Genomic DNA, 18,282 nt, shown 5'->3' with positions numbered 1-18,282 from the left:
CCCGCTCAGCCCACGCGGACGACCACCTTGCCGAAGGCCACGCCGCTCTCGTAATAGCGGAACGCCTCCCGCACCTCGTCGAAACCGAACACGCGGTCCACGACCGGGCGGGTCCCGTGCAGCTCCAGCGCCCTGTTCATGGACTCGAAGTGGGCGCGGCTGCCAACGAACACCCGGCGGATCGTGGCCAGACTCGCCGCGTAGGCCGCGTTGGAGATCTCGATACCGTGCCTGCGCGGGTTGCCGGTGATCAGCAGCACGATCTGGCCGTAGAGGGCGGCCGCCCGCATCGACTGCTCGATGGTGTCGGGCCCGTTGGTCTCGACGACCAGATCGGCACCGTGCCCACCGGTCAACTCCCTGACGGCGAGTCCCCATTCAGGGTTCTCGGCGTAGTTGACGACGTGGTCCGCGCCGAGCGCCTTCAGGCGGTCCGCCCTGACCGCGCTCGATGTCGTCACGATGACCTCGGCGCCCATCGTCTTGGCGAACTGCACGACGAAGAGGGACAGCGCGCCGGTGCCGAGGGTGAGCACGGTCCGGCCGGGGGTGAGCGGCTCGCCGCCCGTCAGGGACTGCCAGGCGGTCACCCCGACGCAGGGCAGACAGGCCGCCTCCTCCCAGGTCAGATGGTCCGGAACCCGGACCGCGGCCTCCTGGCTCAGGCAGGCGTACTCGGTCAGCATGCCGTCGAGGGTGGCGCCGGGCTGGTCGAACAGGGCCGGGGTGATCCGGCCGTCCAGCCAGTTCGGGAAGTACGTGCCCGCCACGCGGTCGCCCACCCCGAACCGGGTCACCCCCGCTCCCACCGCGACGACCTCCCCCGCTCCGTCGCTCACCGGGATCACGTCCGGTACGGCCTTCAGCGGGTAGGTCCCCTTCAGGATCAGCAGATCGCGCTTGTTGAGGGAGACGGCCCGGACACGGACGAGGATCTCGTGGGGCCCCGGTTCGGGCCGGGCCGACTCGCGCGGGACGATCCCGTCGACGGTGCCGAGCGTTTCGAGGTGGTAGGCGCGCATGTCCGCTCCCTGAGTGGGCTCCTGAGTGGATGCGTCCATGCTGTTCGGGACGGGCGTCCGCCTCAATTCCCGGCGAGGTATGACGGGCCGGGGCAGCGGCACGGGCCGGGGCAGCCGTACGGGCCGGGCGGCACGGGGGCCGGGCACCCGGTCGGGGATCGGGTGGCGCCCGCTCCCGCTCCCGCTCCGCCGTCCTCCCCATGACGTACAACTGATCCCATGACGAGCGGTATCTCCACCGAACCCCCGCCCTTCGCCCGGGAGCTGCTGCGCTGGCGGCACGCGCGCCGGGTGAGCCAGCTGGAGCTCGCCTCCCGGGCGGGCACGACACAGCGGTACGTCAGCTTCATCGAGCGCGGGCGTTCGGTGCCCGGCAGGGAGATCGTGATCAGGCTCGCCGAGTCACTGGGCCTGACCCTGCGGGAGCGCAACACGCTTCTCCTGGCGGCCGGTTACGCTCCCGCGTTCACCGAGTCGCCGCTCGACGCGGCCGCGCTGAAGCCCGTACGGGAGGCGCTGGACAGCATCCTCGAAGGGCATCTGCCGTATCCGGCGGTGGTGGCGGGGCCGCGCGGTGAACTCGTCGCGGCCAACGCGGCGTTCGACGTCCTGGCCGAGGGGGCCGCTCCCGAGCTGCTGGCACCGCCGGTTAACGTACTGCGGCTGGCCCTGCATCCGCGCGGGATGGCGTCACGCGTGGTGAACCTGGACGCCTGGGGCCGGCACATCGTGGAGAACCTGCGGGCCCGGTCCGTCCGCAGCCCCGATCCGCATCTCGACGCGCTGGTGCAGGAGTTGGCGGAGTATGTGCCGCCGAGCGAGCCCGGCGCGGACTTCCTCGGCTTCGCCGTGCCGCTGCGACTGCGGTGCCCGGAGGGCGAGTTGAGGCTGCTCACCACACTCACATCGTTCGCGACGGCGGTGGACGTCACGCTCGCCGAGCTCCATCTGGAGGCGTTCCTCCCGGCGGACCGGGAGACCGCCGGGATCCTGCGCGACCGTGCGGCCCGGCGCGGCTGACCACCGTGCCGCTCAGCGCAGATGAGACGTGTCGTTGAACAGCCGGACGCTCGCGTTGCCGTCCGCGTAGTACGCCACCGCCGAGAGCGACGCCGCCGACAGTTCCATCCGGAACAGGGACTCCGGCGGGGCGCCGAGCGCCAGTCGTACGAGGGTCTTGATCGGGGTGACATGGGTGACGAGCAGGACCGTGCGGCCCGCATAAGAGGCGATCAGCTTGTCGCGGGTGGCCGCCATGCGGTGGGCTGTCGCGGCGAAGCTCTCGCCGCCGCCGGTCGGTTCGGCCTCCGGTGAGGCGAGCCACGTGTTCAGGTCCTCCGGGTGGCGCTCGCGCACCTCGGCGAAGGTCAGCCCCTCCCAGGCACCGAAGTCCGTCTCGCACAGGCCGTCCTCGACGACGACCTCGAGGCCGAGCCGGTCGGCGACGGCCCCCGCGGTCTCCCGGGTCCGGGCCAGCGGGGAGGCCACGATCGCCTGGATGGTGCCGCGTGCCGCCAGCGCGGCGGCGACCCGCTCCGCCTGCTCCCGGCCCACGTCGGACAGGGACGGATCGCTGCCGCCGCTGCCCGAGAACCGCTTCTGCGGCGTCAGCGGGGTCTCGCCGTGCCGCAGGAGTACGAAGGTGGCGGGCGCGCCCATGTCGGGGGCGGTGCCCCAGCCGGTCGTCGGGGCGGTGGTGGCCACGTTCCGCGCGGCCCGCCTGTCGTCCGCCGTTCCCTCGACCCGGCCGTCGTTCGCCGTTTTCGCGGCTTCGCCGCCGGATGACCGGGTGAGGCCCATGGCCGCCGTCCGAGTGCCACCCGCCAGGGGCTGGTCGCGCCGTTCCCCGCGCCCCTCCCCGGGCGCCGCGTCGCTCGTCGGCCTCGCGGCTTCGCCGCCGGATGACGGGGTGAGACCCGTGGCCGCCGTCCGAGTGCCGCTCGCCAGGGGCTGGTCGCGCCGTTCCTCGCGCCCCTCCCGGGGCGCCGCGTCGCCGCGGGCGGACAGTGCCGCACGTGCCTTCGCCGCGCCCGCCTTCGCGTCGCCGGGTGGGCCCGTCGGCTCGGGCGCCGCGGAGCGTGCCGCCCGGGCGTCCAGTTCCGCCGTCGACGCCGACGGCGACCACGCCTCGCCGCGCTTACCGGCGTCCATCGCCTCGTTGGCCAGCCGGTCCGCGTGCTTGTTCTGCTCGCGCGGCATCCACTCGTAGGTGACCTGGGAGGGCGGGAGGACGCGGGCGGCTTCCGCCGCCAGGGGCTTCATGTCCGGGTGCTTGATCTTCCAGCGTCCGGACATCTGCTCGACGACGAGCTTGGAGTCCATCCGGACCCGGACCCGTGCGGTCGCGTCGAGGTCGCGGGCCGCCTGCAGCCCGGCGACCAGGCCCCGGTACTCCGCGACGTTGTTGGTGGCGATACCGATGTACTCGGCGCGCTCCACCAGCGTCTCCCCCGTGGCCGCGTCGATGACCACGGAGCCGTAGCCCGCGGGCCCCGGGTTGCCCCGGGAACCTCCGTCGGCCTCGACGATGAACTCCCGCACGCGCCGAACTCCCTACAGGCCGGACTCGGACGTACGCACGAGGATGCGGTGGCAGTTCTCGCAGCGCAGCACGGTGTCGGGGGAGGCCGCCTTCACGTCGTTCACCTCGGTGATGTTGAGCTCCAGGCGGCAGCCCTCGCAGCGGCGCTGGTAGAGCCGGGCGGCGCCGACGCCACCCTGCTGGTGGCGCAGCTTGTCGTAGAGCTTGAGGAGATCGGCGGGCACCGAGGCGGCGATGACCTCGCGCTCCTTGGTGAGCGTGGCTGCCTCGCCGTCGAACTGCTCGAAGGCGGCGTCACGACGCCCGGTCGCGTCGTCGATCTTCGCCTGGACGGAGGCGTCGCGCTCGGTGAGCTCGGCGACCCGCTCCTGGGCGGACTCGCGGCGCTCCATGACCTCGAGGACGACGTCCTCCAGGTCACCCTGGCGCTTGGCGAGGGAGACGATCTCGCGCTGGAGGTTCTCCAGGTCCTTGGGCGAGGTGACGGCACCCGAGTCGAGGCGCTGCTGGTCGCGGACGGCGCGCTGACGCACCTGGTCGACGTCCTGCTCGGCCTTGGTCTGCTCGCGGGCGCAGTCGCTCTCCTCGGTCTGCGCGGCGACGAGCAGGTCGCGCAGCTGGGTGAGGTCCTTGTTCAGCGACTCGATCTCGGCGTGCTCGGGCAGCGACCTCCGCTGGTGCGCGAGCTGCTGCAGGCGTGCGTCGAGGGCCTGGACGTCGAGAAGTCGGATCTGGTCGGCGGGCGCGGCGTTCAGTTGGGGGCTCCTGATGTGTCGTTGCGTGAGGCCGCGTGGGCGGTCCAGGGGTCGGTGACCGTCCGGGAGACGTGGACGCGCAGTCCCCATCCCTTCCGGTCGGAGATCTCGTCGAGCTGGGCTGCTGCCAGCTCGCACCAGGGCCACTCGGTGGCCCAGTGCGCCGCGTCGAGCAGCGCGAGAGGACTGTGGGCGCGGGCCTCGGACACCGGGTGGTGCCGCAGGTCCGCGGTGAGGAAGGCGTCCACGCCTGCGGCGCGCACGTCGTCGAAGAGGCCGTCCCCGGAGCCGCCGCTGACCGCGACGGTGCGCACCAGCGCCTCGGGGTCGCCCGCGACGCGGATGCCCTGCGCGGTCGCGGGCAGCCGCTCGGCGACCCGTGCGGCCAGCTCGCGCACGGTCAGCGGGTGGTCCAGCTCACAGACGCGGCCGAGGCCTCGGCGCCCCTCGGGGTCGGTGGCGTCCGGCACGAGAGGCCGTACGACGCGCAGGTCCAGCGCCCCGGCCAGGGCGTCGCTGACTCCCGGGTCGGCGCGGTCGGCGTTGGTGTGGGCGACGTGCAGCGCGATGTCGTTCTTGATCAGCGTGTGCACGACGCGGCCCTTGAAGGTGCCGGCCGCGACGGTCGTCGTACCGCGCAGATAGAGCGGGTGGTGGGTGACGAGCAGGTCGGCGTCCAGTTTCACCGCCTCGTCGACGATGTCCTGGACCGGGTCGACGGCGAACAGAACGCGCGTGACCTCCTGGTCGGGGTCGCCGCAGACGGTGCCGACCGCGTCCCACCCCTCGGCCCGCTCCGGGGGCCAGAGGGTGTCGAGCGCGGCGATGACTTCAGACAGACGGGGCACGGGGAAAGGCTACCTGGCTTACGTCCCGGTCCGACCGGTCGCGGACCACGGGACCGGCACCCGGACGGCGGACCGGACGCGTTCCCGCCGCTGCCGGCCCGGTCTCCCGACCATCGTTCAGCACATCCGCCCCCGTTCCCTCAGGCGAATCCCGACATGGCCACCCTTATGTGTGAAGCGGCAGCCCGTCGGTCCCACGTCTGTGCGTGCGAAAACTACCTTCGTCGCCGGAGGTGACCGAACGATGACGGCCGGTGCGACGGAGCCCGTGGTGCAGAGCGAACGCGAGAACGGCGGCGAGTACGGCGACGACGCGAGTCGGTGGCCCGCCCGTCCCCTCTGCGTGATCACCGTCGACGGCGCCTACGGGGCGCGGCTCGCGCGCGACGGCGAGTCCTGGTACCCGGAGCGCTGGACGCTGGACGGCCCCGAGCCGTACGCCGTGCCGCTGCCCGGCCCTCAGCCGGAGGAGCCCGGCACCGAGGTGCTGCCGCTGGCCGACGGACGGGTGCTGATCCATCGCGTGGCCGACGGACGGCACGCGTTCTCCCTCCTGTACCCGACCGGTCCCGGCACCGGCGAGCTCCCGCTCGGCGCGGTGGAGTGCCCCGACGCCGGCACCCGGCTGCGGCTGTTGCCGCCCGCGCCGGACGGGGAGCGCGCGTACGCCCTCGCCGTGGGCCGGGGATCCACGGCGGTGTGGCTGGTGACGGGCGGCACCTTCGGCCCCGAGCACCTGGCCGAGGTGCCGGGCCACTGCTCGGGAGGGGTGTGGCTGGACGGCACGGGCCGCCTGCTCGCGCTGGACCGCTTCCAGAACGGCCGCACCAAGACCGTGGTCGTCGACCTGGAGCGCGGCGGAGAGGTGTCGCCGCTCCTCCAGATCGCCGAGCACAGCAACGACCGGCTGCTTCTCGCGGACGCGGACAGCGGACTTCTCCTCATCCGTTCCGACGCGCCGTCCCCCGGCCGGGAACGTCTGGGCTGGGGCGTGCTCGGGAGCACCCTGCCCGTCCGCTTCCCGGACTGCCTGAGCGCTACGGGCTGCTCGATCACCCCGTTCGCGATCCAGCCGGGACAGGTGCTGACCCCGGAGTCCTGCGCCGTCGCCCTGCGCATCGACGGGCCGGGCGGCACCTGGGTGGGCGTGTGGCGCCCGTCCGAGCGCCGGATCCACCATCGCCAGGCGCCCGAGGGCTGGTTGCCCGGCACCGGGCTGTGGACCACCGAGGGGGTGCTCCAACTGCCGTACGCGACGGGGGTCGTACCGTGCGGCGTCGCACGACTGGAAGCACCCGACGGGGCGGGGGAGCCGGACCTGGGAAATCCGGCTCCCCCGAGACGCCCTTCGCCGCGCCCTGTCCCCCTCCAGCAGGCGCCCCTGAAGGGCCGGTCGACCGCGTCGCCCGACCAGACGGACCCGAGACCGGGCCCGGACCGGACGCCCTCGGCGCATCTGACCCTGAGGACGGACACGGCGGGGGCGCCGAGCACCGACGCGGTCCTCGGCGTCGGCGCCGCCGAGGCAGCGCGCACCGGTGCGGGTCCCGCGCCCGGGGACGCGGAGCCGCTGCCGACGGTGACGAGCCTCACCACCAGGACCGCACCCGCCGAAGCGCGGCGGGCGGACAGGGGCCCGGGCAACGCAACGGCCCAACCGCTCCCGCCCGTCGTGCGTATCGGCCCCGACACCGCCGAACCACTCCCGCCCGCCGCGGCGGGCCCAGCCGTCGGGAGCCTCCACACCTCGGCCGGCGAACCCCGCCCACCCGAACCGCCCCTCTGGACCAAGGTCGCCGATACACCCCCGCCCGGCATGAACCTCGGCACCAGGATCGGTGGAGCACTCCCGGCCGCCGCAGGGCACCACACCGAGACAGCCGAACCACTCCCGCCCGGCACAGGCCATCCCAGCGAGACAGCCGAACCGCTCCCGCCCGTCGCGAGGCTCGGTGCCCATGCCGGCGTCGACGCCACCACCGGTACCACCACCGGTACCGGTGCCGGTACCACGGCCGGTGCCGGTGCCGACAGGACCGCGCGCTCCGAACCACTCCCGCCGGTCGCAGCCGTCGCACCGGCCGGGAGTCTCCCCACCGAGATCACCGAACCGCCCACGCCCGAGCCGTCTCTCTGGACCAAGGTCGCCGACACACCCCCGCCCGGCATGAGCCTCGGCACCAGGACCCGTGCGGCACTCCCCGTCGGCACGGGGCTCGGGGCCGGAAACGCGCATGCCGAAGCACCTTCGGCCTTCGGGGAGTTCAGGGGCGAAGTGGCCCTGAGGCCCTTGACGAGTGGCCCGGAGTTCGGGGCCGAGACCGAGCGGGCCTCCCTGCTTCCCGCCGAGCGAGCCTCCGTGCTCCCCGCCGAGCGGGCTTCCCTGCTCCCCGCCGAGCGGGCCTCCCTGCTTCCCGCCGAGCGGGCTTCCTTGCTCCCCGCCGAGCGGGCTTCCCTGCTCCCCGCCGAGCAGGCTTCCCTGCTCCCCGCCGAGCGGGCCCCGCTGCCCCCCGCAGGCCCGCAGGCGCCCGCGGAGCAGCAGGAGCCCGTCGGGCCGAGGACCCCGCCGACGCACCGCAGGCCCCTCCACACAGGCCCGCTCCAGTCGGCCGGTCCGGCGTCCGAGGACGAAGCCGCTCCCCCGGTCGTGAGTGCGGAAGCGGCCGCCATCACGGACGGGTCGGAAAGGGGCGACGAGGGCGAAGAAACGTCACCCTCCGACTCCCGCGCGATGACGGCACGTTAAAATCCCCCGGCTGTAAAGAAGAATCTTGTCAACGGGGTGAACATTTCAGTGAACGACATCAGCACCATGGAAGCGCAGGCCACGGACGTCCACGAGACGTCGACGATGCGGTCCGAAGGCCACGGCAAGCACCGCGGTCCGGTCTCCGGCCGTGACGGCGAGGCGACCCCTCAGGGCCGCCACCGCAAGCCGTCCGGCCAGACGGGCACGACGACGGCCTGACAAGGCGGACGGCACGCCCAGCCGGTGGAACGGCCCCGCTCGCACCATGCCGAGCGGGGCCGTTCCCGTGCGAGGCTCCCCTGTCCACCGACGGCCGGCTGCTCAGCGGGGGGAGTCCTGCGGGTCGCGCTTGAGTCCCAGCACCTCCGCCGCCGCGAACGTCTCGCCGTCCGGCCGGTCCGCGTAGTACGGCGTGAGCAGCGCGTCGAGTTCGTCGTGGCTGAAGGTGTCCTGCTTGCTGTCGAACTTCGCCGCCACACGCGGCCGTTCGACAACCGCGATCATGCCGCCGTGCACCACGAGGAGCTGGCCGTTGACGTGCCCGGCGGCGGGTGAGGCCAAGTAGCCGACGAGCGGGGCGACATGCTCGGGGGCCAGTGGGTCCAGGCCGTCGTCGGGCCGCCCGAATCCGGCGAAGACGTCCTCCGTCATACGGGTCCGGGCGCGCGGGCAGATGACGTTCGCCGTCACGCCGTACTTGGCGAGCGCCAGCGCCGTCGAGGTGGTCAGACCGACGATCCCGCCCTTCGCCGCAGCATAGTTGGGCTGTCCGGCGGATCCGGCGAGGAACGCCTCCGACGAGGTGTTCACGATCCGCCCGTACACGGGGCCGTCGGCCGCTTTGGAGCGGGCCCGCCAGTGAACGGACGCGAAGTGGGTCGTGTTGAAGTGACCTTTGAGGTGCACCCGGATGACCGAGTCCCACTCGTCCTCGGTCATCGAGAAGACCATCCGGTCGCGCAGGATGCCCGCGTTGTTGACGAGGATGTCCAGTTTCCCGAACTCGGCGACCGCCAGGTCGACCAGTTCGCGGGCCTGTTCGTGGTCGGCGACGTCTCCGGTGTGGGCGACGGCACGGCCGCCCGCCGCACGGATCCCGGCGGCGACCTCCTCGGCCGGGGTGGCCGAGGCCTCGCCCGAGCCGTCCCGTCCGGGCTGCCCGTAGTCGTTGACGACGACGGCCGCGCCCAGCCGGCCGAGTTCCAGCGCCTCGGCCCGGCCGAGTCCGCGCCCCGCGCCGGTGACGATCGCGGTGAGCCCTTCAAGTGGCAGTGACATCAGGGTCCTTAACGGTTGTCGTGGAGGCCCCGGCCCTCGGCAGACACCCCGGGGGCCGGGACCTCGGCCACCCCGGGGCGGGGGCCCGGCCGCTGTCCCGGCCGTCTACCGGGCCCGGCCCCGGCGCCCTGTCGGGTCCCGGCCCTTCGGCGGCCGGCCGGGGTCAGATCTCGATGCACGTCCGCAGTGCGGTGCCCGAACGCATCTGGTCGAGCGCCTCGTTGATCTCGGCCAGCGGCACCCGGTGGGTGATCAGGCCTTCGAGGTCGATGCGGCCCGCGCGCCACAGGGCGATCGTGCGCTCGTACGACCGCAGAACGTCCCCGCCGCCGTACATGGAGGGGAGGATGCGCTTCTCGTCGAAGAACAGCTCGAACATGTTGAGCTGGAGGAAGTCGTCCATCGCGCCGGCTCCGACGACGACGAGGGTGCCGCCGCGGCGGGTGTGGTCGTAGGCGGTGCGTGCGGTGGCGGACTTGCCGACGACCTCGAAGACGTAGTCGAAGCCCTCGCCCGCGGTCACCGACTGCTTGGCGTCGGCGAGTTCGTCGGGCGAGACCGCCTTCGTGGCGCCGAATCCGAGCGCTGCCTCCCGGCGCGAGGCGACCGGGTCGACGGCGACGATCTCGGCGGCTCCCTTGAGCCGGGCGCCCTGGATCGCGGAGATGCCGACGCCTCCGCAGCCGATGACGGCGACGGATGAACCGGCCTCCACATCGGCGGTGTTGAGTGCGGCGCCGAGTCCGGTGGTGACGCCGCAGCCGATCAGGGCGGCGATGTCGAAGGGCACGTCGTCGGGGATCGGGACCGCGCAGCCCGCGTCGACGACGACCTCCTCGGCGAAGGTGCCGGTGCCCGCGAAGCCGAAGAGGTCGCCGCCGGGGCGCTTGAAGTTGGGGGTGCCCGCGTTCATGAATCCGGCCAGGCACAGTTCCGTCTGGCCGCGCTTGCAGGCGGGACAGACTCCGCAGGCCGGGAGCCAGCAGATGACCACGCGGTCGCCGGGCTTCACGTGGGTGACGCCGTCGCCGACTTCGGTGATCTCGCCGGCGCCCTCGTGTCCCGGCACGAACGGCGCGGGCTGCGGCAGGACGCCGTTCATCGCGGACAGGTCCGAATGGCACAGCCCCGTGGCCCGCACCCGGATGCGCACCTTGCCGGGTCCGAAGCCCACCGCCTCGACGTCGTCGAGGACCTCGAGTTTGTCCTGGCCTATCTCGTGCTGTACGGCTGCGCGCATGGTGCGGCTCCCCTCAGGACGGTTCGTACGACAGTCAGGTGTGATCGACGATGGTGTCGGCGAGGACCGGCGCGTCGTCCCGTTCGACCGCGCTCACCGCCACCCGGACCCCGCCGTCACGCCGCCACATCCGGATGCGCAGCGTCTCGCCGGGGAAGACGACTCCGGCGAAGCGGGTGGTGTACGAGCGGACGCGGGCCACATCGCCGCCGAGCAGGGTGTCGACGACGGCCTTGAGCGTCATGCCGTACGTGCACAGCCCGTGCAGGATGGGCCGCTCGAATCCGGCGAGCTTGGCGAACTCGGGGTCGGCGTGCAGCGGGTTCCAGTCCCCGGAGAGCCGGTACAGCAGGGCCTGGTCCTCGCGGATCGGGCGTTCGACGGTTCTGTCCGGCGGGCCCGTCGGTGCTTCGAGGCGGGTGCTGGGGCCGCGGTCGCCGCCCCAGCCGCCTTCGCCCCGTACGAAGATCTGGGCGTCGTTCGTCCACAACGGGCCCTCGGCGTCGGCCACTTCGGTGCGCATGACGAGGATCGCGGCCTTGCCCTTGTCGTACACGGCGGCGATGCGGCCGGTGGCGGTGGCCGTGCCCTCGGCGGGGATCGGGCGGTGCAGCCGGACGGTCTGGCCGCCGTGCAGGACGCGGGCGAGATCGACGTCGACGCCGGGCATGGAGAGGCCGCTGATCACGCCCGGCGATCCGGCGCCCGCCACCGTGGCGAAGCTCGGCAGGACGTGCAGCCGGGATTCGAGGGTGTAGCGCAGCTCGTCGGGGTCGGTCGCGGGGATCCCGGCGCCCAGGCCCAGGTGGTAGAGCTGGACGTCCTTGTGGTTCCAGGCGATCTCTCCGGTCCGCGGTTCCGCTGCGACGGCCTTGGCGGCGTCAATGGGCATGGGGCTCCTGACTCGACTGCGCGAAAGACCTCGGTGCGACCGTCCGCACCGTCGGCCGCACCGAGGTCGACACTGGGCCGTGGAACCCGCTCGTTCTAGAACGCGTTCCAGTCCGGCGAACCCTTGTATAGCCCAGCGCCCATTACTTGTGAAGACTACTGACACCATGTCAGATCCAAGGGGTACGAAGGACCCGGGCGGGCGCGTGCCGCGACGGCCGGCCGTGACATTTGTCCCGGCCTATCGCCGACAAGTGCCTCTGCCGGGGCGGACCCCCGGGGCCCTAGCGTCGTCCTCATGACACAGACGACGGGGACGCGGACCTCGGGGACGCGGACGACAGGGACACCACCGGCCGTGTCCTTCACGGGGGCGGTCAAGACCTTCGGCGACGTGCGCGCCGTGGCCGGTCTCGACCTCGAGGTGGCGTGCGGCGAGACGGTGGCGCTGCTGGGCCGCAACGGCGCGGGCAAGTCGACCGCGATCTCGCTGCTGCTCGGCCTGAACGAGCCGGACGAGGGTTCGGTCGCCCTCTTCGGAGGCCGCCCGGAGGAGTCGGTGCGCGCCGGACGGGTCGGCGCGATGCTCCAGGACACCCGGCCGGTGCCGCGCGTCACCGTCCAGGAGCTGGTCTCCTTCGTGGCGGGGCGCTATCCGGCTCCGCTGCCGGTGGCCGAGGCGCTGCGGCTCGCGGGCATCACGGAGCTGGCGGGGCGGCGCGTCGACCGGCTGTCCGGCGGACAGACGCAGCGGGTGCGGTTCGCGGTGGCGCTCGCCGGGAACCCCGCGCTGATCGTCCTCGACGAGCCGACCGCCGCGCTCGACGTGGAGGCACGGCACGCGTTCTGGGAGTCGATGCGGACGTATGCCCGGCGCGGTCACACGGTGCTCTTCTCCACCCACTACCTGGAGGAGGCCGACGCGCACGCCGACCGGATCGTCGTCATCGACCGCGGGCGGATCGTCGCGGACGGGACCGGGGAACAGCTCAAGCGGTCGGCGGGCGGCAGCCTGGTCTCCCTCGACCTGGCGGGACGCGGCGCGCGGGACCTGGCGCTGCTGCCCGGTGTGGTGGCCGTGGAGGTGCGCGGGGAGCGCGCCCGGCTGCGTACGGTCGACTCGGACGCGACGGTGATCGCGCTGGCCGGACTGGGCGCGATACGCGGCCTGGAGGTCGCCCCCGCGTCCCTGGACGACGCGTTCATGGCCCTCACCTCGCGCGCTCCGGAGAAGGTGTGATGATCGACTATCTGCGGCTCGAAGTGCGCCGGACGCTGCGCGACACCGGCTTCGTGATCGGCGGGATCGCCATGCCGGTGATGATGTATCTGCTGTTCACCAACCTCGGCGGTGGCGACGACGGCGAGTGGAGGACGGCGTCGATGGTCGGCATGGCCGCGTACGGCGCGGTGGGCTCGGCGCTGAACACCGGCGGCGGGGTCGCCGAGGACAAGGTGACCGGCTGGCTGCGGCAGCTGCGGGTGACGCCGATGACACCGCGCGAGGTGGTGCTCGGGCGGGCGCTGACCGGCTCGGTGACCGTGCTGCCCGCGATCACCGCGGTGCTGGCGGCCGGCGGCCTGGTCAACGGCGTACGGCTGGACGCCTGGCAGTGGGCCGTCACGGCCGTGCTGCTGTGGCTCGGCTCGGTCCCCTTCACCCTGCTGGGCCTCGGCAACGGCTACCGGCTGACCCCGCAGACCACAGGGGTCGTGAACATGGTGTGCAATCTGGGGCTCTCGGTGGTCGGCGGCCTGTGGTTCCCGCTCGCCCTCTTCCCCGGCTGGCTGCGCTCGATCGCCGCGTACACGCCCACGAACCGCTTCGCGCAGCTGGGTGTGTCGGTCACGGAGGGCCGGGCGCCCGCCCTCGGGGCGGTGGCGGTGCTGACCGCCTGGCTGCTGGCGTTCGGTTCGTACGCCGTGGTCTCGTACCGTCGATCAGCACGAACCGTCTGAACGGGGAGCGGGACATGTCCTGGACGAAAGGCCTCGGCTGCCAGATCCGTGTGTGGCGGGCCGAGCGGATCCGCTGGAAGGCGGACATGGCACGGTTCAAGGCCGAGCAGCGGGCCGCGCGCAGGAACGGCGGCCAGATGCCCGAGAACCCGGGCCCGCCGCCCACCGGCTTCGCGCTGCTGCCGTGGCTGCTGCTGGGGATGGGCGCGTTCTCCAACCTCTTCCAGGGCAGGACACCGCAGCCCTGGATCGGCGGCCTGGGCCTGTTCGTCTTCAACTCCCTGTACATCTACGTGACGTTCCGCGCGTTCGTGAAGCAGAAGCGCGAGTCCCGCTCCACCCGGGTGGCGCTCGCCCTGATGGGGGTGATCACCTTCGCACTGGCCCTCGGGTACGGCGGTACCTGGCTGTACTTCTTCCCGCTGCTCGGGCTGGCCACCGGTGCGGTCCTGCGCGGCCCCCGGCTCGGGCAGATCGGCCTCGGCCTCACCGCGCTCGCCGCGGCGGTCTCCGTCGCCCGGGCGGGCTGGGACGCGGTGAACGTCGCCTACGGCACCTTCCTGTCCACGATGGTGACGGCCGCGATCCTGTCCCTCTCCGAGGCGGTGCGCGAACTGCGGGAAGCACGCGAGGAGTTGGCACGCCGGGCGGTCGAGAAGGAACGTATGCGCTTCTCCCGCGACCTGCACGACCTGCTCGGGCACACGCTCTCCGTCATCGTGGTGAAGTCGGAGGCGGCCCGCCGGCTGGCACCCCGCGATCTGGACGCGGCCCTCGTACAGGTCACGGACATCGAGTCGGTCGGCCGGCAGGCCCTCACGGAGATCCGCGAGGCGGTCACCGGCTACCGCGAGGGCAGCCTCGCCACCGAGCTGGACCGCGCCCGCTCGGCGCTGTCCGCGGCGCGGGTGGAGCCGGTCGTACGGCAGTCGGGGCCGCCCCTCGTCCCGCAGACCGAGGCCCTGCTCGGCTGGGTGCTCCGCGAGGCCGTCACCAACGTCGTACGCCACAGTGACGCGACCCGCTGCGAGATCACCGTCGACGGCACGCCGGACCTCGTCCGCCTGACCGTCTCGGACAACGGCTCCGACGCCTCCCCGGCCGATCCCGAGCCGGGCATCGGCGGCACCGGTCTCAAGGGCCTCACCGAACGCCTCGCCACGGCGGGCGGCTCCCTGCGGGCGGGACGGACTCCCCACGGCTTCGAAGTGGCAGCCGAACTTCCGGTGGAGGCGGCGGACTTGACGGAGGCGTCGATCTAGGCGGCCTCCGCGCCCGGCGCGAGGCCTCCCGCCCGGGCGGGCTTCAGGCGCGTCCTGAAGACCGCCGGCCGAAGGGCCGTGGCAGGGGCCCGTACCGCCGCCCGCCGCCTACCCTTGGCCCGTGAACGAGATGCCCCGGGACCACCGGCCCGCCAAGTCCATCCGTGTCCTGCTCGCCGAGGACCAGGGAATGATGCGCGGGGCACTCGCTCTGCTGCTCGGGATGGAGGCGGACATCGAGGTGGTCGCGCAGGTGTCCGCGGGGGACGAGATCGTGGACACGGCTCTGATCAGCCGGCCCGATGTGGCCTTGCTGGACATCGAGCTGCCGGGGATGAGCGGGCTGGACGCCGCCGCCGAACTGCGCGAGCAGGCGCCCGACTGCCGAGTGCTGATCCTCACCACCTTCGGCCGCCCCGGCTACCTGCGGCGGGCCATGGAGGCGGGCGCCGCCGGGTTCCTGGTCAAGGACGGCCCCGTGGAGGAACTGGCCGAGGCGATCCGGCGGGTGCTGACCGGGGAGACCGTCATCGATCCGGCGCTCGCCGCCGCCGCGCTGAGCGCCGGGCCCAATCCGCTCACCGCCCGCGAGTGCGACGTACTGAAGGCGTCGGCGGACGGCGCGACCGTCGCCGACATCGCCGGCAAGCTCCATCTCTCCGAGTCGACGGTCCGCAACTACCTCTCCTCCGCCATCGGCAAGACGGGCACCCGCAACCGCATGGAGGCGATGCGGGAGGCCCGCCAACAGGGCTGGCTGTAGCGGGCCGGCCCGGAGCCCTCAGCCCTTCGTCACCTCCGCCGGCGCCGACCGATGACACCCGTCGTCCGGTGCCAGGCACACGAACCAGTCGGGCCGGGAGCCGGCCACCGGCCGGATCAGGTCGACGAGGCGGGAGGTGAGCATGTGAAGGAGTCCGCGAGGATCGGATTTCGTTGCCTCACATCCGTGAGTTCTTCCGCGGCAGCCAGACGAGCATCAGGACCGCCCCGACCAGCAGCAGCACGCCGCTGACACGGAACGCCAGGGCGTACCCCGCGGTCAGGGCCTCCCCGGAGACGCTGCCGCCCGTACGGGCCGCCGCGATCGTGGACATGATCGCGAGCCCCAGCGAACCGCCCATCACCCGTGAGGTGTTGACCAGGCCCGACACCAGTCCCGCGTCCTCCGGAGCGGCCCCCGAGGTCGCGATCGCGGCCAGCGGTGTCGCGGCCAGGCCCGCGCCGGCCATCATCAGGACGCCGGGGAGCATGACCGCCGTGAGGAACGCGCCGTCCGCCGTCATGGTGGACTGCCAGCCGAAGCCGGCCGCGGCCAGGAGCGTGCCGAGGACCGCCACGGCGCGCGCCCCGATCACCGGCATGAGGCGCGGCGCCAGCTTCGAGCCGACGACCACGGCGAGCGAGCTGGGCACCAGGGCGAGGCCCGCGTCCAGCGGCGAGTAGCCGAGCACGTTCTGCGCGTACAGCGTCATGAAAAACCACATGCAGAACATCGCGGAGCCGGAGACGAACATGGCCGCATTCGCCGAGGACACCGACCGCAGCCGCAGCAGCTTCAGCGGCATCAGCGGCGCCCTGGTCCGCGCCTCGACGACCAGGAAGACCCCGATGAGGACCGCACCCGCGCAGAGGGGCACGAGCGTCGCCGGCGCCGTCCACCCCTCGGCCTCCGTCTGCACGATCCCGTACGCCAGGGTGGCGAGTCCCGCCGTCACCAGGAGCGCGCCCGGCAGGTCGAGCCGGCGCCCGTCCCCGGCCCTGCTCTCGACCAGCCAGCGTGCCGCGCCCGCCAGCACCACCGCGCCGACGGGCACGTTGATGAGGAGCACCCAGCGCCACGACAGCCCGTCGACCAGCAGCCCGCCGACGAGTCCGCCCGCCGCGCCGCCACCGGCGCCCACGGCGGTCCAGGTGGCGATGGCTCGCGCGCGTGCCGCGCCCTCCGGGACGGCCGACGTCAGGATCGTCAGGGTCGAGGGCGCGAGGACCGCCGCCCCCAGCCCCTGCACGGCCCGCGCGACCAGGAGCTGGGGGCCCTCCTGGGCGAGGCCGCCGCCGACCGAGGCGAGCGTGAAGAGCGCGAGCCCCACCAGGAACATCCGCTTGCGCCCGTACAGGTCCCCTGCCCGCCCGCCGAGGAGCATGAATCCGGCGAAGGCGATCGAGTAGGCGTTCACCACCCACTGCAGCCCCGGCGCGCTCAGCCCCAGGTCGGTCCGCATGGACGGCAGGGCCACGTTGACGACGGACACGTCCAGGACGACCAGGAACTGTCCCGCGCACGCGAGCGCGACCACCACCCAGGTGGGTGGCGCGCCGGATGCGGTTACGCGGGTGTCTTCAGCGGCTCGGAGCATGGGTGTCATGCTCTCAAGCGGCTTACGCCCCTTGCATCGGGATTTCGACGCAGGCGCGCGTGCGTCACGGGACCTAGGCCCTCCCGCGGGTCGGTAGGCCTCCCGCGGCCCGGCACCGGCTCCGGCCGGCCCGGCTCCGGGGCCGGGACGGGCACCACGTCGGCCGAGGACACGGTGGCTCAGGCCCCCGCTCGCAGCAGCGTGACCACCGCGGCGCCGCCCAGTCCGATGTTGTGGGCGAGTCCGACCCGCGCCCCCGGCACCTGCCGCGCGGCGGCCTGCCCTCTCAACTGCCATACGAGTTCGGCCACTTGGGCGATCCCGGTCGCTCCCAGGGGATGCCCCTTGGAGATCAGCCCGCCCGAGGGGTTCACCACCCACCGTCCGCCGTACGTCGTCGCGCCCGACTCGACGAGTCCGCCCGACTCCCCCTCCCCGCACATGCCGAGCGCCTCGTAGGTCAGCAGTTCGTTGACGGAGAAGCAGTCGTGGAGTTCGACGACGTCCACGTCCTCGATGCCGAGTCCGGAGCGTTCGTACACCTGGCGCGCGGCCTCCCGCGACATCGGCTGTCCGACGACGTCGATGCAGGAGCCGGAGGCGAAGGACTCCTCGGTGTCGGTGGCCATCGACTGGGCGACGATCTCGACCGCCCTGTCTCCCAACCCGTTCCGCTCGGCGAACCGTTCGGACACGACGACGGCGGCGGCGGCTCCGTCCGAGGTGGGCGAGCACTGGAGTCTGGTCAGCGGCCGGTGCACGGCCTTGGCGGCGAGGATCTCGTCGACGGAGTACACGTCCTGGAACTGCGCGTAGGGGTTGTGCGCCGAGTGGCGGTGGTTCTTGGCGCCGACGGCGGCCAGCTGGGCCTCCGTCGTGCCGTACCGCTCCATGTGTTCGCGGGCCGCGTCACCGAAGATCTGCGCGGTGGGCGGGGACATCTCGAAGCCGTGCCGGGCGGCCATGATCCCGTAGTGGCGGGCGACGGGCGAGGTTGCGAAGTCCCCTCCGTCGGCGCCCGAGCCCAGGGCCCCCTTCTTCATCTTCTCGAAGCCCAGCGCGAGGACGCAGTCGGAGATCCCGCCCTCCACGAACTGCCGGGCCAGCATCAACGCGCTCGCCCCGGTGGCGCAGTTGTTGTTGACGTTGTAGACGGGCACGCCGGTCAGGCCGAGTTCGTAGGCGGCGCGCTGACCTGCGGTGGACGCCTGGAAGCAGTAGCCGACGGGGACCTGTTCCACGTCCGTGTACGAGATCCCCGCGTCGGCCAGGGCGTTGGAGCCGGCCTCCCGGACCATGTCCCAGTACTGCCAGTCCCGGGTCTCGGGCTTCTCGAACCTGGTCATGCCGACACCGACGATGTACGTCTTCATGGC

Annotated in this window: 16 protein-coding genes and 1 pseudogene; 7 read left to right on the top strand and 10 right to left on the bottom strand. The window is 72.8% G+C overall.

All coding sequences use genetic code 11. The annotated features are described in order from the left end of the window. Positions 1 to 5 precede the first annotated feature (5 nt). Positions 6 to 1,022 (bottom strand): NAD(P)-dependent alcohol dehydrogenase, encoded by a 1,017-nt coding sequence (locus OOK38_RS21430; RefSeq protein WP_266758139.1) that lies wholly within the window; start codon positions 1,020 to 1,022, stop codon positions 6 to 8. Between the two features lie 219 nt (positions 1,023 to 1,241). Between OOK38_RS21430 and OOK38_RS21425 the strand changes: the two genes are divergently transcribed. After that, a complete protein-coding gene (locus OOK38_RS21425) occupies positions 1,242 to 2,042 on the top strand; it encodes a helix-turn-helix domain-containing protein (RefSeq protein WP_266758141.1) in 801 nt (266 codons plus the stop codon). 12 nt (positions 2,043 to 2,054) lie between these two features. Here the strand turns inward: OOK38_RS21425 and OOK38_RS21420 are convergent, their stop codons facing one another. Genes OOK38_RS21420 through OOK38_RS21410 form a run of 3 tightly spaced genes read right to left on the bottom strand, consistent with a single transcriptional unit; the run spans position 2,055 to position 5,167 of the window. Continuing rightward, positions 2,055 to 3,563: a bifunctional RNase H/acid phosphatase gene (locus OOK38_RS21420; RefSeq protein ID WP_266758143.1), complete on the bottom strand. Its 1,509-nt coding sequence runs from the start codon at positions 3,561 to 3,563 to the stop codon at positions 2,055 to 2,057. A gap of 12 nt (positions 3,564 to 3,575) precedes the next feature. After that, positions 3,576 to 4,319, bottom strand: coding sequence for a zinc ribbon domain-containing protein (locus OOK38_RS21415; RefSeq protein ID WP_266765659.1), 744 nt, complete (start codon positions 4,317 to 4,319; stop codon positions 3,576 to 3,578). Beyond that, positions 4,316 to 5,167: a Nif3-like dinuclear metal center hexameric protein gene (locus tag OOK38_RS21410; RefSeq protein ID WP_266758145.1), complete on the bottom strand. Its 852-nt coding sequence runs from the start codon at positions 5,165 to 5,167 to the stop codon at positions 4,316 to 4,318. The genes OOK38_RS21415 and OOK38_RS21410 overlap by 4 nt, the downstream gene beginning before the upstream one ends. A gap of 244 nt (positions 5,168 to 5,411) precedes the next feature. Between OOK38_RS21410 and OOK38_RS21405 the strand changes: the two are divergent. Beyond that, positions 5,412 to 6,455 (top strand): annotated as a pseudogene (locus OOK38_RS21405) (hypothetical protein); the annotation flags it as partial. A 1,494-nt stretch (positions 6,456 to 7,949) separates the two neighbouring features. After that, positions 7,950 to 8,135 (top strand): hypothetical protein, encoded by a 186-nt coding sequence (locus tag OOK38_RS21400; protein WP_266766034.1) that lies wholly within the window; start codon positions 7,950 to 7,952, stop codon positions 8,133 to 8,135. A gap of 102 nt (positions 8,136 to 8,237) precedes the next feature. On the opposite strand, the gene OOK38_RS21395 is transcribed toward OOK38_RS21400, so the two are convergent. The 3 genes from OOK38_RS21395 to OOK38_RS21385 all read right to left on the bottom strand — a co-directional run bounded on the left by OOK38_RS21395 (position 8,238) and on the right by OOK38_RS21385 (position 11,326). Continuing rightward, entirely contained in the window at positions 8,238 to 9,194 is a 957-nt protein-coding gene (locus tag OOK38_RS21395) for a 3-oxoacyl-ACP reductase (protein WP_266758147.1), read from the bottom strand. 163 nt (positions 9,195 to 9,357) lie between these two features. After that, positions 9,358 to 10,434, bottom strand: coding sequence for a Zn-dependent alcohol dehydrogenase (locus OOK38_RS21390; RefSeq protein ID WP_266758149.1), 1,077 nt, complete (start codon positions 10,432 to 10,434; stop codon positions 9,358 to 9,360). Positions 10,435 to 10,468: 34 nt separating this feature from the next. Further along, positions 10,469 to 11,326, bottom strand: a complete 858-nt coding sequence (locus tag OOK38_RS21385; protein ID WP_266848680.1) for a MaoC/PaaZ C-terminal domain-containing protein — start codon at positions 11,324 to 11,326, stop codon at positions 10,469 to 10,471. Positions 11,327 to 11,623: 297 nt separating this feature from the next. Between OOK38_RS21385 and OOK38_RS21380 the strand changes: the two genes are divergently transcribed. The 4 genes from OOK38_RS21380 to OOK38_RS21365 all read left to right on the top strand — a co-directional run bounded on the left by OOK38_RS21380 (position 11,624) and on the right by OOK38_RS21365 (position 15,309). Continuing rightward, complete coding sequence (locus OOK38_RS21380) at positions 11,624 to 12,565, top strand: ABC transporter ATP-binding protein (protein ID WP_266758152.1); 942 nt, start codon at positions 11,624 to 11,626, stop codon at positions 12,563 to 12,565. After that, on the top strand, positions 12,565 to 13,284 hold the full coding sequence (locus OOK38_RS21375; protein ID WP_266758154.1) for an ABC transporter permease: 720 nt from the start codon (positions 12,565 to 12,567) through the stop codon (positions 13,282 to 13,284). The genes OOK38_RS21380 and OOK38_RS21375 overlap by 1 nt, the downstream gene beginning before the upstream one ends. A gap of 14 nt (positions 13,285 to 13,298) precedes the next feature. Beyond that, positions 13,299 to 14,546, top strand: coding sequence for a sensor histidine kinase (locus tag OOK38_RS21370; protein ID WP_266758156.1), 1,248 nt, complete (start codon positions 13,299 to 13,301; stop codon positions 14,544 to 14,546). 130 nt (positions 14,547 to 14,676) lie between these two features. Beyond that, on the top strand, positions 14,677 to 15,309 hold the full coding sequence (locus OOK38_RS21365; protein WP_266765660.1) for a response regulator transcription factor: 633 nt from the start codon (positions 14,677 to 14,679) through the stop codon (positions 15,307 to 15,309). An 18-nt stretch (positions 15,310 to 15,327) separates the two neighbouring features. On the opposite strand, the gene OOK38_RS21360 is transcribed toward OOK38_RS21365, so the two are convergent. From OOK38_RS21360 to OOK38_RS21350, 3 genes are all read right to left on the bottom strand, one after another. After that, positions 15,328 to 15,453 (bottom strand): hypothetical protein, encoded by a 126-nt coding sequence (locus OOK38_RS21360; RefSeq protein ID WP_266758158.1) that lies wholly within the window; start codon positions 15,451 to 15,453, stop codon positions 15,328 to 15,330. 34 nt (positions 15,454 to 15,487) lie between these two features. Beyond that, positions 15,488 to 16,915, bottom strand: coding sequence for an MFS transporter (locus OOK38_RS21355; protein ID WP_266758160.1), 1,428 nt, complete (start codon positions 16,913 to 16,915; stop codon positions 15,488 to 15,490). 170 nt (positions 16,916 to 17,085) lie between these two features. Next, on the bottom strand, positions 17,086 to 18,279 hold the full coding sequence (locus OOK38_RS21350; protein WP_266758162.1) for a lipid-transfer protein: 1,194 nt from the start codon (positions 18,277 to 18,279) through the stop codon (positions 17,086 to 17,088). Positions 18,280 to 18,282 lie beyond the last annotated feature (3 nt).

It is taken from the genome of Streptomyces sp. NBC_00568, from assembly GCF_026341855.1.
GTDB lineage: Bacteria > Actinomycetota > Actinomycetes > Streptomycetales > Streptomycetaceae > Streptomyces.
Note: the sequence above shows the minus strand (reverse complement) of the source record. Positions and strands in the feature narration are given on the sequence as shown.

Coding starts and splice junctions, on each gene's coding strand:
- OOK38_RS21430 (WP_266758139.1), bottom strand. CDS start 1,022: ATGCGCGCCTACCACCTCGAAACGCTCGGCACCGTCGACGGGATCGTC.
- OOK38_RS21425 (WP_266758141.1), top strand. CDS start 1,242: ATGACGAGCGGTATCTCCACCGAACCCCCGCCCTTCGCCCGGGAGCTG.
- OOK38_RS21395 (WP_266758147.1), bottom strand. CDS start 9,194: ATGTCACTGCCACTTGAAGGGCTCACCGCGATCGTCACCGGCGCGGGG.
- OOK38_RS21390 (WP_266758149.1), bottom strand. CDS start 10,434: ATGCGCGCAGCCGTACAGCACGAGATAGGCCAGGACAAACTCGAGGTC.
- OOK38_RS21385 (WP_266848680.1), bottom strand. CDS start 11,326: ATGCCCATTGACGCCGCCAAGGCCGTCGCAGCGGAACCGCGGACCGGA.
- OOK38_RS21380 (WP_266758152.1), top strand. CDS start 11,624: ATGACACAGACGACGGGGACGCGGACCTCGGGGACGCGGACGACAGGG.
- OOK38_RS21375 (WP_266758154.1), top strand. CDS start 12,565: ATGATCGACTATCTGCGGCTCGAAGTGCGCCGGACGCTGCGCGACACC.
- OOK38_RS21370 (WP_266758156.1), top strand. CDS start 13,299: ATGTCCTGGACGAAAGGCCTCGGCTGCCAGATCCGTGTGTGGCGGGCC.
- OOK38_RS21365 (WP_266765660.1), top strand. CDS start 14,677: ATGCCCCGGGACCACCGGCCCGCCAAGTCCATCCGTGTCCTGCTCGCC.
- OOK38_RS21360 (WP_266758158.1), bottom strand. CDS start 15,453: ATGCTCACCTCCCGCCTCGTCGACCTGATCCGGCCGGTGGCCGGCTCC.
- OOK38_RS21355 (WP_266758160.1), bottom strand. CDS start 16,915: ATGACACCCATGCTCCGAGCCGCTGAAGACACCCGCGTAACCGCATCC.
- OOK38_RS21350 (WP_266758162.1), bottom strand. CDS start 18,279: ATGAAGACGTACATCGTCGGTGTCGGCATGACCAGGTTCGAGAAGCCC.